Source organism: Vibrio sp. 10N.286.51.E5, from assembly GCF_041469125.1.
GTDB lineage: Bacteria > Pseudomonadota > Gammaproteobacteria > Enterobacterales > Vibrionaceae > Vibrio > Vibrio crassostreae_C.
Window position 1 is genome coordinate 1 of record NZ_JBFRJZ010000012.1, and the last position, 13135, is coordinate 13135.

General features: G+C 41.1%; 17 protein-coding genes. 13 read left to right on the forward strand and 4 right to left on the reverse strand.

Features of this window, described 5'->3' with window-relative positions; translation table 11 throughout:
• Positions 1-9 precede the first annotated feature (9 nt).
• Complete coding sequence (locus AB4161_RS03780; RefSeq protein ID WP_372082832.1) at positions 10-1062, reverse strand: hypothetical protein; 1053 nt, start codon at positions 1060-1062, stop codon at positions 10-12.
• Positions 1063-1425: 363 nt separating this feature from the next.
• Here AB4161_RS03780 and AB4161_RS03785 point away from each other — a divergent pair, with 363 nt between their 5' ends.
• Together AB4161_RS03785 and AB4161_RS03790 are read left to right on the forward strand one after the other, a co-directional pair.
• Positions 1426-2895: a hypothetical protein gene (locus AB4161_RS03785; RefSeq protein WP_372082833.1), complete on the forward strand. Its 1470-nt coding sequence runs from the start codon at positions 1426-1428 to the stop codon at positions 2893-2895.
• The gene (locus tag AB4161_RS03790) at positions 2892-3203 is read left to right on the forward strand and encodes a hypothetical protein (protein WP_137001473.1); all 312 of its coding nucleotides are present in this window, start codon (positions 2892-2894) and stop codon (positions 3201-3203) included. The genes AB4161_RS03785 and AB4161_RS03790 overlap by 4 nt, the downstream gene beginning before the upstream one ends.
• 468 nt (positions 3204-3671) lie before the next feature.
• On the opposite strand, the gene AB4161_RS03795 is transcribed toward AB4161_RS03790, so the two are convergent.
• Positions 3672-4259 (reverse strand): hypothetical protein, encoded by a 588-nt coding sequence (locus tag AB4161_RS03795; RefSeq protein ID WP_372082834.1) that lies wholly within the window; start codon positions 4257-4259, stop codon positions 3672-3674.
• Positions 4256-5032, reverse strand: a complete 777-nt coding sequence (locus AB4161_RS03800) for a ParB N-terminal domain-containing protein (protein ID WP_170967995.1) — start codon at positions 5030-5032, stop codon at positions 4256-4258. Before AB4161_RS03800 ends, AB4161_RS03795 begins: the two co-directional genes overlap by 4 nt.
• A gap of 165 nt (positions 5033-5197) precedes the next feature.
• Between AB4161_RS03800 and AB4161_RS03805 the strand changes: the two genes are divergently transcribed.
• The 11 genes from AB4161_RS03805 to AB4161_RS03855 all read left to right on the forward strand — a co-directional run bounded on the left by AB4161_RS03805 (position 5198) and on the right by AB4161_RS03855 (position 11698).
• On the forward strand, positions 5198-6268 hold the full coding sequence (locus AB4161_RS03805; protein ID WP_137001476.1) for a TIR domain-containing protein: 1071 nt from the start codon (positions 5198-5200) through the stop codon (positions 6266-6268).
• A gap of 323 nt (positions 6269-6591) precedes the next feature.
• A complete protein-coding gene (locus AB4161_RS03810; protein WP_372082835.1) occupies positions 6592-7164 on the forward strand; it encodes a recombinase family protein in 573 nt (190 codons plus the stop codon).
• Between the two features lie 506 nt (positions 7165-7670).
• Positions 7671-8021 carry a hypothetical protein gene (locus tag AB4161_RS03815; protein WP_372082836.1) on the forward strand — a complete coding sequence of 117 codons (351 nt, stop codon included), beginning with the start codon at positions 7671-7673 and terminating at the stop codon, positions 8019-8021.
• Between the two features lie 5 nt (positions 8022-8026).
• Positions 8027-8344 (forward strand): hypothetical protein, encoded by a 318-nt coding sequence (locus AB4161_RS03820; RefSeq protein ID WP_240800821.1) that lies wholly within the window; start codon positions 8027-8029, stop codon positions 8342-8344.
• Positions 8277-8690, forward strand: a complete 414-nt coding sequence (locus AB4161_RS03825; RefSeq protein WP_372082837.1) for a hypothetical protein — start codon at positions 8277-8279, stop codon at positions 8688-8690. The genes AB4161_RS03820 and AB4161_RS03825 overlap by 68 nt, the downstream gene beginning before the upstream one ends.
• Positions 8691-9836, forward strand: a complete 1146-nt coding sequence (locus AB4161_RS03830; protein ID WP_372082838.1) for a hypothetical protein — start codon at positions 8691-8693, stop codon at positions 9834-9836. It abuts the gene before it with no gap.
• Positions 9826-10059 (forward strand): hypothetical protein, encoded by a 234-nt coding sequence (locus AB4161_RS03835; RefSeq protein WP_372082839.1) that lies wholly within the window; start codon positions 9826-9828, stop codon positions 10057-10059. The genes AB4161_RS03830 and AB4161_RS03835 overlap by 11 nt, the downstream gene beginning before the upstream one ends.
• 29 nt (positions 10060-10088) lie before the next feature.
• Positions 10089-10817, forward strand: coding sequence for a glycosyltransferase (locus AB4161_RS03840; protein ID WP_372082840.1), 729 nt, complete (start codon positions 10089-10091; stop codon positions 10815-10817).
• A gap of 41 nt (positions 10818-10858) precedes the next feature.
• Positions 10859-10990 (forward strand): hypothetical protein, encoded by a 132-nt coding sequence (locus AB4161_RS03845; RefSeq protein ID WP_372082841.1) that lies wholly within the window; start codon positions 10859-10861, stop codon positions 10988-10990.
• Positions 10990-11484 (forward strand): hypothetical protein, encoded by a 495-nt coding sequence (locus AB4161_RS03850; RefSeq protein WP_137001483.1) that lies wholly within the window; start codon positions 10990-10992, stop codon positions 11482-11484. The genes AB4161_RS03845 and AB4161_RS03850 overlap by 1 nt, the downstream gene beginning before the upstream one ends.
• Positions 11471-11698: a hypothetical protein gene (locus AB4161_RS03855; RefSeq protein ID WP_137001484.1), complete on the forward strand. Its 228-nt coding sequence runs from the start codon at positions 11471-11473 to the stop codon at positions 11696-11698. Before AB4161_RS03850 ends, AB4161_RS03855 begins: the two co-directional genes overlap by 14 nt.
• A 26-nt stretch (positions 11699-11724) precedes the next feature.
• Here the strand turns inward: AB4161_RS03855 and pntB are convergent, their stop codons facing one another.
• Positions 11725-13134: a Re/Si-specific NAD(P)(+) transhydrogenase subunit beta gene (pntB, locus tag AB4161_RS03860; RefSeq protein ID WP_372082842.1), complete on the reverse strand. Its 1410-nt coding sequence runs from the start codon at positions 13132-13134 to the stop codon at positions 11725-11727.
• Between the last annotated feature and the right edge of the window lies 1 nt (position 13135).

Sequence of the window (13135 nt, forward strand, 5' to 3'; positions counted from 1 at the left end):
CAAAATTATTTACAGGGTCAAGCAATAGTAAGCAACTAATTGACGTGCTGTTTCTTTAGAGTGACCAGCAGTGTCTAAAGTTGTTCGATTAGTTTCTCTTTGGGTGTCTGCGAGTTCCTTTTTCAGAGCCATCAGCTTTTCATTTTCCTGAACAACCTCAGATTCTGTAATTTTCAACTTAGCTTTCTGTTCTTCATGAATTGATTTCATAGTGTTGTAATCAGATTCTACGCCTTCAAGTTTATCTTCTTTGCTAGCAATCTCATTGTTGATTTGTTGATAATTGCGGCTTACAGAATCGAACTCTTTTTGCACTTTTTCTAAAGACTTTCTAGTGTTTTCAATGTTTGTTTCGTTGTTAAGCCTCTCTTGTTCCAGTCGGTGGATATTATCTAGTAAAGATTCCACCTGTCCAGAAGCACGACCAATCATCAGGTTAATGTCAGCAAACTTCTTGATGATGTTTTGAATCTCTATGTATGGTTGCTCTTGAGCTTTTTTTAGTGCTTTTTGTGCGAGTTCAAGCTTTTTTGGTTCTTGTAATAATCTTTGGTAGCTAGTGAATTTAAGTGATTTCAAATCAACATTTTTTGGCAGAATGATACCGAGAGCCATTTCATGAACTTGATATGTTGTCACGAGTTCATCATCAATAGTTGATGTTTGGCGTTTGATAATAAATTTCTTGTCCATTCCCTTATAAGAAATCAGCTCCAATGCGCCACTGTTCTCATCGTGAGGATAGCTAGAGGACTTCAGCTCTGAAACAATAACAGGTTCTCGAAAGAGAATTACGTTTTCACCCTGTAATGAGTTTTCATCATGACTAGCTAATGCTAAGGCTTTAAGAGCGAATTTGGCGTCACTCTCAATTAGCCCTTCTGCATCAAAGCTTTTGTAATAACGAAATTGTGGGCTACTTTGCTCAATTCGATATTCAGTGAACAAAGTGTCTAGAGCATCAAGATATTCATTGAATGGCTTCCTGATTTTGTTTACATCTATCGTGCTAAACAACTCTTTTAGCTCTTGTTCATTCAAGTTTTTGTTTTCAAACTTCACCGTAGCCATCTCTCTGTTGTAGTTTCTTTTTCTTTCGTGGATTGTACCAGAATGATATGCAGACTAGCTCATTGTTTTGGTTTTCAAGTATCGATTATTAAACGCAAAGTACTGATTGTGTGAGGTATGACAGTTTGTTTACTTTTGCGAACTTCGACACTAAATACAGATGTGAAAATAGAGATGCTTACTAGCATCAACTTAATGCTTAGCTCACTCACTTTGCCGAGTAGTGAGCATCTCTATTTTTACAAACCGACGGCAATCGGCACCTCAAAGCATTAAGTAATTCCCCTTTAAGAAATACTTTCCAGACAGAAATCTATCTATATAGGTTCGATTGCGCACATCTAAGGAAAGATAATGAAAACCAATAAACTATTCATTCATGAATACCCACCAGGCTCAGGTAAGACTCACTCAATGGTTCAGTCTGTAATTGAAAGTGATTGTAGAGTTGTATTTGCAGCGCCAACTCTGAAGTTAATCTATGAGATAGAAAAGCAGTTCGATGATTGCTTTGTGATTACTGGTGAGACACCACCAAGAGGTCAAACTGTTTCAGAGTATCTAGCTAACAACAAAGACGAAATCAATGATACAAGAGTAATTTTGACTACACATGCAACGCTATTGCGTCATGCTGATTTCTTTGGTGAAAGAACATTGATTATAGATGAGCTACCGCTTGAAATCCTCCAGTTCAAAAGCATTTGGACTAGCTTGGAGGATGCTGCAATGTTGCGACTAATCATGAGCAGTGAAGAGCAAATCAAGAAGCGATTGAAATCTCATAGACAAGGTAGTAGCGAGCTATCTGACGACAAAGCTGAAATGCTAGAAGCTGCTTTGTCTCAAGAGTTTGCTATTGAAGAGCATCAAGGCAAGGAAAAATATGGGTTTCATTATGCTTACTACACCGACCCAAAGAAGTTTGAGAACTTTGAGCAGATTCACTTAATGGCAGCAACGGTTAAAGACACCATGCCCTTCATGTACTTTACCAAGCTATGTGACTATCAAGCTGGTGTATCTTGTAATACTGAGTTCAAAGTTCGTGGTAATGAAATGACGAACAATGTCACTATATATCCACTGGCTGTGTTTGACGACTCTGAGCGAGATTTTATTAGCAGAGAGGTTCTTGAGAGACACTTTGATGAAATGGTTGATATTGTTCAGAAAAATACTGACCAAAACATTATTACTATTACCAACAAAGAGCGACAAAAAGCACTTAGAGAACCACTGGAACTAATACCAACAAAAGCGCACGGCCTGAATGCATACAAACACAAGACAGAAGCCGCTGTTATCTACTCTGCCAATCCAAATCCTTACCAAATTCCATTCATGGAAAAGTGCTCAAAGGCTCTTGGCTATGACAAGAATTATCTAACTGATGCTTATATAAATCAGAATGTGCTAGACGTTGTTTATCAAGCCGTTACTAGAACAGCGATTCGAGTACCAGACGACAACAGGCCATGTAAGTTCTTTGTTCCTGACATGAGAGCGGCTAGCTGGCTCATGAAAAAGCTACCTAATGCAGTAATTGATACTACACAAGCTGTTGTGGTCAAAGAGGATAAAGGTGGTGGTCAGCTTGGCAACAAAGGAAATACCAAAGCAAGGGGGTGTCCCGTTATTAAATCCTTAATCGAGAAGTATGCTACAAAACCAAAGGCTAAAAGGCTGGTGGACAGGTTCGTTAAAGCAAATGGGATTTATCCAGATATCAATGAACCTAAACACATGCTTCGACTATACAAAGCGAATGCAATGAAGCGCGTGCCAAAGGACTTTGAGTTTAACGTAGGGTTGTCGAAATGAGCGTGGAAATATGGGATATCAAGGATGCACTTAAAGGCTTCGACCCTCGCGACTACGAGGGTTTTCTTTACTATGTGTGGTTTCCAGATATTGATTACTACTACATTGGCATAATGAAATATTGGACTAAAGATGGTGATGTTAGCCCATGGATGTACTACACCACCAGCAACAAGGATGCTCAAAGGCTCATCACTGAAGGGCAAGAATTATCAGGCTGTTTAGCTTCTGGATCCACCAATGTCACCCTGAGCATGACTTATAATCAGGAATCGATTAAGTGTCTTGACCAAAGAAATAGAAACTAAGGCTAGAGTGTAATTGGCGCATCTATAAGCAGGAAAGCGTTACTCATCTACCTCTATTAAGGAACCTATAAAGGAGTAGTTCAGTAACACTTTTAAAGGAACTAACCGATACATTTGCGCAGCAAATGGGAAGACAGCTTGCTGTCTGACACAATCTCTTCCCAACGTGGCAATAATTCAGTACGTACTTCCCCATAAGTAGTATTTCACTAATACCCATTCTGGAAAGATACCTTCCCGTAAAGTTATTGGATAGCAATACTGAGTGAGCTTCGCTTACACAAAATGCTACGCATTTTGTCAACCTTCTAACTTCTTAATTGGTTAGGTGGCAGCTTAACCCCTTCCTCTATAGAGATAATAAGCTGCCATTTTGGTAATACTGGTAATGCCACCCTGACCCACTGTTTACTCGCTACGTTGGTTTATTGCGAGTAAACTTATAGGTGCGTTTACCTACTTACCGGCCTAGGCATTAAACGCGCTATTAGATTCTAGTGCGACGATGGTCGTAATGTTAGCGCTAGTGAATTGCACTGCACCTTTATGGCAAATTTGAACGAGCGTCTTACTTCTTTCGAGGTGTTTGATGTTACGCACCTCAATAAAGGCACTAAACGAATCGAAATCCTTCTTCACTCCAACCAGTTTGACGTAATCATCATTACCAATTTTAGTCCAGAAACTTAACTCTGCCCCATCACTTTTAATCAGCACTGAGTCAGTGCCAATTATACTATCCACGATACCTTTGTTAATGGTAAACGAGTAATCTATACCTTCTTTAGTAAGGTCCATGACACTCTTTGGTGAGTCACCCCTCATAAGGCCATCTTCTTCATGACAAGAGACCTCTGAGCCAACGTCCACCATCTTGAGCATACCCTGAATATCATCTATGTATTGAGGTCTCTCAATCTCTATCTCAAAGTTTGATTTGACGTAAACCTGATTACCATAAGACTTAACATGGATAACGCCATTGTCCAGCAATACCTCAGCTTTGACCTGACTCATTCGCCTGAGTACGTCAGCTATTCTCTTAGTCAGTATCATAAGCTCTCCAATCTCTCTACAAGCTTCAAAAGCTCGCCATATGACTCATGAGTTTCATACACTTTCAAGTCAGCCCTGAACTCTTTAGCGAGCTTTCTAGCACGCTTACTGAACTGCACTTTGAACTCATCAGCACTTTTCGCTGGTGGCTCATCATCGAAAGTAATCTCTAACTCAACCTCTTTCTTACGCGCCCTGAGAGCATCACGCAGATACCTCTGACTTAGCTCAAATTCACCCTCAGCCACTTCAATGGCTTTCTTCTGAATAAGGTTTAACGCCTTCTTAGCTGCTTCTTTAACTTTGTTATTACTAGCACTCTCTAGTGAGGATTGACCGCGAGCAATAAGAAGCGCTTCTGGTGCATCTTTCTTGCTAAGGTTGCCATTCTGTATGCTTCCACTGATGGCTTGCTCATAAACTTCATCACGCATTCTCAACATGATTTCATCTATTCGTTTCAAGGCATGTTCTTTCTTCTGTGCTGGTTTTAGGTCGTTTCGTTTTAGATTCTCATCTAACTCGATTAATCGAGCATCTTCATCAGTCAGCACTATTCGAGCATCAATTTCTTCTAGTCCTAGCTCACGACAAGCTTCAAGCCTATGAGCGCCAGCAATCAATGTGGCTCTATCACTAGCAAGTACTATTGGGCTGATAAGTCCAATGGTATGAATGGATTTCATCAACTCACTGATTTTGACTTTACTGACTGGCCTCATCCTTGTTGCAGGAACCGTGATTTTGTTTATTTTGATTTTGGCTGACTTCATAAGACCTCGTTGAAATAAACGTAGCGTACTTTTCAACGATATCAGAAAGCTCATAAACGTGCGAACAGTGACACACTTCTAAATCATTCACTACGTTGGTTTATTGCCAACCACTACCTAGCTTGATTAGCACTATGTGGTAAAATACTGTAATAAGGAGAGTTTATGGCAACATTATCACGCAAAGACAGAGCAACATTAACCAAATACTTGCAGATGGACGGTGGTTACGTCCTAGATTTTTCCAATCGAACATTTACCATTTTCTTTGAAGATTTCAATATTGATATCGACGACGAGAAGTACTCTCTTGGCTATACTTCCAACTCCAAAGGCAACCGAATGAAAGGCTTTTGGGATACTGAAGATGACGCCACTGTAGGCAAGGTACTATTAGGGCTTGTTGAGTACTATGATGAGAAAAGAGAAACTGGCTACAATGGCTATAAAGGACACAGTGATGAACTGCGTGCTACTTGCTTGAGATTGGCTAACGAGTTAATCAATGGCACTTACAATCCAGATGCTAAGCTTGGTGCTAGACTTGCTCAGCCAGTACGCAAGACAGTTTCAAAACGTAGTCAAGCTGAACTAGAAAGCATATTTGCCCTACCTACTGAGCCAGTTGCTCAAACAACAAGCCAAGCGAACCCAATCCCACAAGTGAGCACTCCAGATTGGATGAGCAAACCACAGCAAACCACACCGCAACCACTACAGAGCATTCAACAACCTAGTCAAGGCTGGAATCAATCAGCACACCAACCTGTGCAGCAGCCAATACAGCAACCTCCCGAACCACAGAAAGTCTTTATAGTGCATGGGCATGATGAGGTACTCAGGCTTGAGGTAGAAAACTTTATTAGAAAGATTGGTATGATACCTGTGGTGCTTATGGACCAAGCCAGTGGCAGCAGCACTATCATAGAAAAGATTGAAAAATATGGTAAAGCCGACTTTGCTATTGTTTTATACACACCATGTGATGTTGGTAGGCACAAAAATGCCACAGAGCTTAATGGTCGAGCACGTCAAAACGTTGTGTTTGAGCATGGCTATTTCATTGCAAGACTAGGTAGAGATAAAGTGGCTGCCATTGTTAAGCAAGGCGTGGAAATCCAAAACGACATTCAAGGCGTTGTCTACATTGGCGCTGAGCTTGACTGGCAAACAAGGTTGCTTAAAGAGTTCCATGCTGTTGGGCTGAGCTTCAATCCAAGTGGTCTTTATACCTAATTTCCAGACACTGACCATTGAAGGCATTCTGGCACTGGCTTACTCCAAGAACTTGCTATGCAGTGAAACTTCAAGTAGAGCACACAAGACTTAATCAAGCCTATCGAAGAAGCTACTGAGCTACTACAAGAATAAACAGAAACGATAAGCCCTGCTCAAGTGGGGCTTTTTAACATTCAATAGCAACATAAGATATTAGCTCAAAGCAAAACGGCCCCTCAACAGACAGTAGTCTGATAATACCTGATAAAAACCTCTCATTGCTTTCCTTGGCATAGTCAGATGATACGTTTATCATTCTTGATGTCAGATGAGAGGATATTATGAAATATATATACACAAGAGTTAGCACCAAGAAGCAAAACTTAGGCACACAAACCGACCTAACAAAAATATACACAGATGCCAAGCTTATCGAAGAAAAGATAAGTGGTGCCGTGGCTTTCGATGAGCGCCCTATGTTTGACAGCCTTAATAGCAACCTAAAGCCTGGTGATACTATTGTTGTCTATGACCTGTCTCGATTGGGCAGAAACACACAGCACCTGCTTGCTCTTGTAGATGAATGGAGAGCGAGAAGCGTTAACCTAATCGTGCATAACCTTGGTGGTGATGTAGTAGATACGTCAAGCGCCACTGGCTACATGCTTTTTACTATTCTCTCCGCTGTGGGCCAAATGCAAAAAGACTTACAGAATGAAAAAATACAGCTTGGTGTAGATAGAGCTAAAGCTGAGGGTAAGATGAAAGGTGGAGTGCCATACAAGCTAAAACAGACCGAAAAAGCTTATAGGCTGGTAACTGAAAATGGACTTTCCAAAAAAGATGCTTCAAATGCTTGCGGCATTGGGGTTGCTACGCTCTACAGATACATAAAGGAACTAAATGAAAGTTGAACTATATTGTGGTGCTGAAGTGCTAACTCCCCCCTATGTCAGCGCCATTACAGATTAACAGTAAAAGACAGGCGCATTGAAAACCAACATTTAACAGCTAACGGTCAGCAAGTAAATCCACTTAACTACCCATTACACCCTAGAACCCTACCCCAATCCATTATTTGAACGTTCAAAAATCACTGCACTAAATACAAGTATGAGCAGTCGAGTTGTCAGCTTACGCTCAGTGTTGTGCTCACTCAAAAAAGCACTCTTATTCAGTGTTGGCTTTCACTCAAACTAAGCTCAGCCCCTAGACAGGCTGTAACATTCCTAGTGCGCTCACACTTTAACTGAGCACCTATTCCTTATTCACTTGCCAAAGTGAGCTTGTAGTCAATGCAATAGCGACAAGCAAGTGTGCTCACACTTTAACTGAGCACTCATTCCAATAAGTCTGCCGACACTTTCCCTGCTCTATAGCTGTTTACAACATACGGGTAAAGTCGGCTTTAAGAGGACATATGAACAAAACCAAACGCAAAGAATATAACCAAGCTCATTACGAGAAAAACAGCGATGAGCTGAAAGAAAAAGCACGCCTACGAAGAGTGGAAGCCAAGCAAGAAAAGACATTCTCTGAACTACTAAAAGAGTTTGCAAACAATATTCAGTTAGCGGAAACAAACTACTTACAAACTGTTATTGATGAAACTGCCATTAGCCCTTACAAGCTCTCTGTAATCTACAAGAAACTACGTGAAGACATGAAACTGTCTGAGCACCAACGCTTACACATTCACAATAACATTCCACTTAAAAAACTGTTACGTCAACGACTTGAACAGCAACAACAAGTGAGTGAGTTGCTATGAGAGGCATGACTACATTACAGAAACTTGCACAGCTCTATAAGACAAGTGTTCAGCACAATGACAAAGCAGAGCGTGACTTTGTGGAGATACACACCGATAACGACATTTACTTTGTCATTTGTAATGACGCAGTGCATGAAAACACGCTGTTAGTCGCTACAGATAAGCACAATGACTATGTAAAAGTGAGCAATAACAATAAGTCGTTTGAGGCATTAAAGACTTTATTCGATGAACAAATCACAGAGACAGTAAATGAAGCAAACAAAAGAGCACCAAAGAAAAGAGCTGTTGAGCTATTTGGGGAGCTTTACAAAGTCTGAGACACCAAGCTTAGGGCAGTTTGACGAACTCAACACACTGAGCTTAATCACTAAGCCAGACGACCATGTAATACCAGAAGAGCTTGAACGCGCTTTCACTAACTTTATTGAACATGCTTATGAATACAGAGTTGAAAGAGCTGGCATGCACTACGTCAACCAGTTGCTAAAAAGCAATGACAGTAAGACAGAGACAAACGTGACATTAGCCTCAATCACTGGCTTAAACACGCACGTAGTCAACTCACTAATAAGACAGATGTTAATCAGCAAAATGAATGCATTAGCTGAGGACAAACAACGAAATAACAACGGAGAATGCTTTGATAGAAGCATTATTTTTTAAATGAAAGTAGAACAACAAACAAACGAAATAACACCTGCGCATAATGGTGTAGTGTTCTTGAACAAAGAAGCGTCAGACAAGAAAGACATGCAAAACACAATCGGTCGCTTTGATGAAACTCGAAAGGCTATTGCCTTTCTTAAAGGAACACCGAACGGAGATAAGTGGAAGGCACTTATGGACGGAGGCTTTCAAATCCACCTAGCCAAAGACGACCGAAACAACTATTTCATTACTGACTTGTTAGACAACATTTCTAAGTCTGGCATTCATGAAAGTGAGTCAGTAGATATTGAGAAAACCGACAACTTTAAAGATGACGAAGGCAACAGTTCAGACCGTCCAGAAATCGTGTTTAAAGAAGAATCTGATTTTATGAAGCAGGACATTGATGATGCAATGGACTTAGATTTTACAACTGAGAACCTGAACTATGAGCACCGAGTTGGACTGTATAACGAAGATGCAAACAGCTACACCCTACGTGAAGAACTAAAAGACTTGCTTGACGAGTTTGAGTTTAACATTGACGAAAACGAAGAAGGTGTTATTGCTCGAATCGCGCCAGAGTCTATCAATGCACGTAAGTTACTAAAACTTGTCAACCTACTTAAAAAGCAAGAACAAGCTGACGAGGACGAGCTACAAGAAGCCTTAGACAGTAATAAGGTTAGCTTTGACAGTCTGCCTATTGTTAAGAGCTTATTACGCAGAATGTCATTAGCTCAGAAACATGGTGAACAAGAAGAATCAGACGACGCAGAAATCGAACTTAACGAACTTATCAAGCAATACAGTGAGAGCAATCCACCAGCTACTGGCATTGATAAGGTTGAGCAAGAACGTGACGACATTCTAACCAAAAAAGAAAGCTCAACAGATGCTAATGGCAATGCGTATACGCATTCACGTCAAAAGCAAACACAGAGCACCCCTAATACACAAAAGTCTAAGTCGAAACTAAAGTCTGGTAACTCAGTAAAGAAAGCTGTTAAGAAGCTAGCAAAGGCAGTGACTAAGCGCGAGAGCTTAGACGACAAGCTAAAAGCTGATGCTAAAAAAGCACGTCTTGCAGAGTCAATCTTGGCTGAATCTGGTGTGCAAATCAGAGGGCAACAGCAAGTGAGCACACAGTATGTTGTCTAACAGATACATTATTAATAAGCAGAGTCATAAGGCGTATAAACTCAATGGCATTAACTTCAAATCAAACACGCTTTACACGCGCTTTGAACATACTGCTCTTAGTCAGTTACCAGAACACGCTTACAAGCTTATTACTACTGACTTACAGCCTACTGATGTTCTTATTTTAGAGACAATCACTAAAGGCAGTGAGCTTGCTTTGTATGAGGTGATTGAGCTATGACAGCTCTTATCTAAAGGTGTAGGAGATTCATGAACGTTACTTTCATTACTACTTATGGGAAGGAATACCACGACAAAGTGCTACCCACCATTAAAACACTACCGCAACCTATTCGATGGTATGTCGATGACGTCCAGTATGCTAACGAGATAAAGGAACAGCATAATCTGGACGTTGAGATTCTACTTGGCGAGTGGGACGATTTTGCAATATTTGAACCAAACCCATTTAGGTATGCGGGAGTCAATATGGTTATCTATGCCATGCACCATTTAATAAGTGAAAACCTTTATGATAAGGCTGTCTACGTTGACCCAGACGTGATTAACCTTGGTGGAGTCGAAGAGCTATTTGAGATTGATTGTAATAACTATCAAGTGATGTGTAGCAATGCTGGCAACTGGCTTGAACAAACAGAATCACCGTCTTATTACGGTATTAATGGTGGTGTTTATTTGTTTAATCTTGTCAATCTTAGACTTGATGTACCTCTTCAGTTTCATGAGGTATTAACAGCCCGCGATGATGAGCAGTATTTCGTTAGCCATAACCTCAATCAAGGCGGCCACTTAACTGGAAAGATTGGTCGATTTAATACCATTTACAACTTTTATATTGACGATAGATTCATGGATTCAGCGCATTACAAGCAAGCACTCAAGATGCTGCCAAAAGCCAAGATACTACACTTCATGAGTCCAAAGTGGCATGACAGAAAAGGAATCATGGCTAACCTCTATCAGAAGTACTTCGAGTAAATAAAAACCAAGCATTTAGCTAGGTAACAAAAAGAGAACAAATGAAAAATAAAACAAGAGCATGGACTGCACACGAGGTTTATCTTGTGAAAAGTCTTGTCGAATGGCTAAAGAAAAACAGCGTAACAGAAGCACAACGCAAGATGCTTGCTGAGTGTCTGGGGGTGATGTAATGGCAACTAACGGTATACCAAATATAACTCCTGAAAATGCTGTTGAGTGTCAAGCAAAGTCAGTTGCCAGTCGTTTGAAAAACAAAGCACGAAAAGCTGAAATAGCAGACTTCATTAACAGTAAGTCTGTGACTGAGATACTGGAAGACTACAACATTGATGTAAAGCTGACTGCTCAAGACAAGAAAGATATCGGTGTATATCTCTATAAAGAGCTTATTTCTGCTGAGCAAAAGCACTCGCACAGAATGGAACAACAACTTTTCCAGAAGAGACTAAAGTCCGGTGATATTGATGTTGAACGTGCTGTTACAGACATTAGTGATAAGAAGAAAGTCTGGAGATTCACTGATTTGGTAAATGGTGAGCTACTGACTTCTATAGACACTCATAAGCTTTTGGAGCTATTCGAGCAAAACAAAAATGAGCAACCTAATCCAGATGAGCAAAACAGATTGTTAATGGTTTGGAGGCTTGTAAATGGGAAAGCTTAAAAGTGAAGTAGACGAGCAAGAAGAGCTTCTTTATCACGAGTCATTGAAGAGAGCTTCTGAGGGATATTGGCTAGAACAAGGCTCTGAAGAATATGTTGCTCAAGAAGAGTTGAGTGATATTGAGTTTGTTGGAACAGTGAACGAACTACTTAAACAATATGGCTCTGCTGAAGAGACACAGGCTCAACGTAAGAGAGAAAAGCCCAGCATTTAGCTGGGCTTTGTCATATCTAAATGATATTAAAGAATTTTATCAAGTTCAGAGATAATATCAGAGCAACTTTGCTTTGCATCGCCAAACAGCATCTGCGTGTTCTCTTTGAAGAACAGTGGGTTTTGCACACCGGCGTAACCTGTGTTCATCGAACGCTTGAATACGATAACATTCTGAGCGTTCCAAACTTCAAGTACTGGCATACCAGCAATTGGGCTGTTTGGATCTTCAAGTGCTGCAGGGTTTACGGTGTCATTCGCACCAATTACCAATACAGTATCTGTCTCATCGAAGTCATCGTTGATTTCGTCCATTTCTAGAACGATATCGTAAGGCACTTTCGCTTCAGCAAGCAGTACGTTCATGTGACCCGGTAACCTACCAGCAACTGGGTGGATACCAAATCGAACATTAATGCCCTGCGCTCGTAGCTTCTCAGTGATTTCATGCACTGGGTATTGTGCTTGAGCTACTGCCATGCCGTATCCAGGAGTGATGATTACTGACTTAGAGTTTTTCAGCATATCAGCCACATCTTCAGCTGATGTTTCGCGGTGTTCACCTTGCTCTTCATCGCCATCAGACACAACCACTTCTTGGCCGAATCCACCAGCAATAACGCTGATGAAAGAGCGGTTCATCGCCTTACACATAATGTAAGACAGAATCGCACCCGACGAACCAACCAATGCACCAGTTACGATAAGCAGATCGTTTGCAAGCATGAAACCTGCCGCTGCTGCTGCCCAACCAGAGTACGAGTTCAGCATAGAGACAACTACTGGCATATCTGCACCGCCAATCGATGCCACTAGGTGGTAACCGAATGCGAATGCGATAAGTGTCATCACCATTAGTGCGAACATGCTGCCGTCTGCTTTAACGAACATGATCATCAGCAGTGTAGAAACTACGATAGCCGCTAGATTCCACTTGTGCTTATGAGGGATGTTCAATGCAGACGAAGAGATAACGCCACGAAGCTTACCAAACGCAACAATAGAACCCGTGAACGTCACCGCACCGATAAACACGCCAAGGAACACTTCCACTAGATGGATAACGTGCTCTGCATGAATATCTGCAGGGTTGATAGAAACAGCAGCAGGTGGATCGATGTAGCTGTTGTAACCTACAAGTACTGCAGCCATACCTACGAAGCTGTGCAGAATTGCAACCAGCTCTGGCATTTCAGTCATTTCTACTTTTCTTGCGTAGTGGATACCAATACCACCACCGATCACCATAGCAATGATGATCCACACAATACCAGCAGAGTGAGGGCCAAAGATCGTTGCGATCAACGCGATTGCCATACCCGTGATACCGTAATAGTTACCTGCACGCGCAGATTCCTGTTTCGATAACCCAGCCAAGCTCATAATAAAAAATACAGCAGCAACAATATAAGCTGCTTGTACTAATCCTTCAGACATC

Bases quoted from the DNA above. Each gene is read 5' to 3' on its own strand.
- AB4161_RS03820 (WP_240800821.1), top strand. From the start codon at position 8,027: ATGACTACATTACAGAAACTTGCACAGCTCTATAAGACAAGTGTTCAG.
- AB4161_RS03830 (WP_372082838.1), top strand. From the start codon at position 8,691: ATGAAAGTAGAACAACAAACAAACGAAATAACACCTGCGCATAATGGT.
- AB4161_RS03845 (WP_372082841.1), top strand. From the start codon at position 10,859: ATGAAAAATAAAACAAGAGCATGGACTGCACACGAGGTTTATCTTGTG.
- AB4161_RS03785 (WP_372082833.1), top strand. From the start codon at position 1,426: ATGAAAACCAATAAACTATTCATTCATGAATACCCACCAGGCTCAGGT.
- AB4161_RS03805 (WP_137001476.1), top strand. From the start codon at position 5,198: ATGGCAACATTATCACGCAAAGACAGAGCAACATTAACCAAATACTTG.
- AB4161_RS03800 (WP_170967995.1), bottom strand. From the start codon at position 5,032: ATGAAGTCAGCCAAAATCAAAATAAACAAAATCACGGTTCCTGCAACA.
- AB4161_RS03790 (WP_137001473.1), top strand. From the start codon at position 2,892: ATGAGCGTGGAAATATGGGATATCAAGGATGCACTTAAAGGCTTCGAC.
- AB4161_RS03795 (WP_372082834.1), bottom strand. From the start codon at position 4,259: ATGATACTGACTAAGAGAATAGCTGACGTACTCAGGCGAATGAGTCAG.
- AB4161_RS03840 (WP_372082840.1), top strand. From the start codon at position 10,089: ATGAACGTTACTTTCATTACTACTTATGGGAAGGAATACCACGACAAA.
- AB4161_RS03835 (WP_372082839.1), top strand. From the start codon at position 9,826: ATGTTGTCTAACAGATACATTATTAATAAGCAGAGTCATAAGGCGTAT.
- AB4161_RS03850 (WP_137001483.1), top strand. From the start codon at position 10,990: ATGGCAACTAACGGTATACCAAATATAACTCCTGAAAATGCTGTTGAG.
- AB4161_RS03810 (WP_372082835.1), top strand. From the start codon at position 6,592: ATGAAATATATATACACAAGAGTTAGCACCAAGAAGCAAAACTTAGGC.
- AB4161_RS03825 (WP_372082837.1), top strand. From the start codon at position 8,277: ATGAAGCAAACAAAAGAGCACCAAAGAAAAGAGCTGTTGAGCTATTTG.
- AB4161_RS03815 (WP_372082836.1), top strand. From the start codon at position 7,671: ATGAACAAAACCAAACGCAAAGAATATAACCAAGCTCATTACGAGAAA.
- pntB (WP_372082842.1), bottom strand. From the start codon at position 13,134: ATGTCTGAAGGATTAGTACAAGCAGCTTATATTGTTGCTGCTGTATTT.
- AB4161_RS03855 (WP_137001484.1), top strand. From the start codon at position 11,471: ATGGGAAAGCTTAAAAGTGAAGTAGACGAGCAAGAAGAGCTTCTTTAT.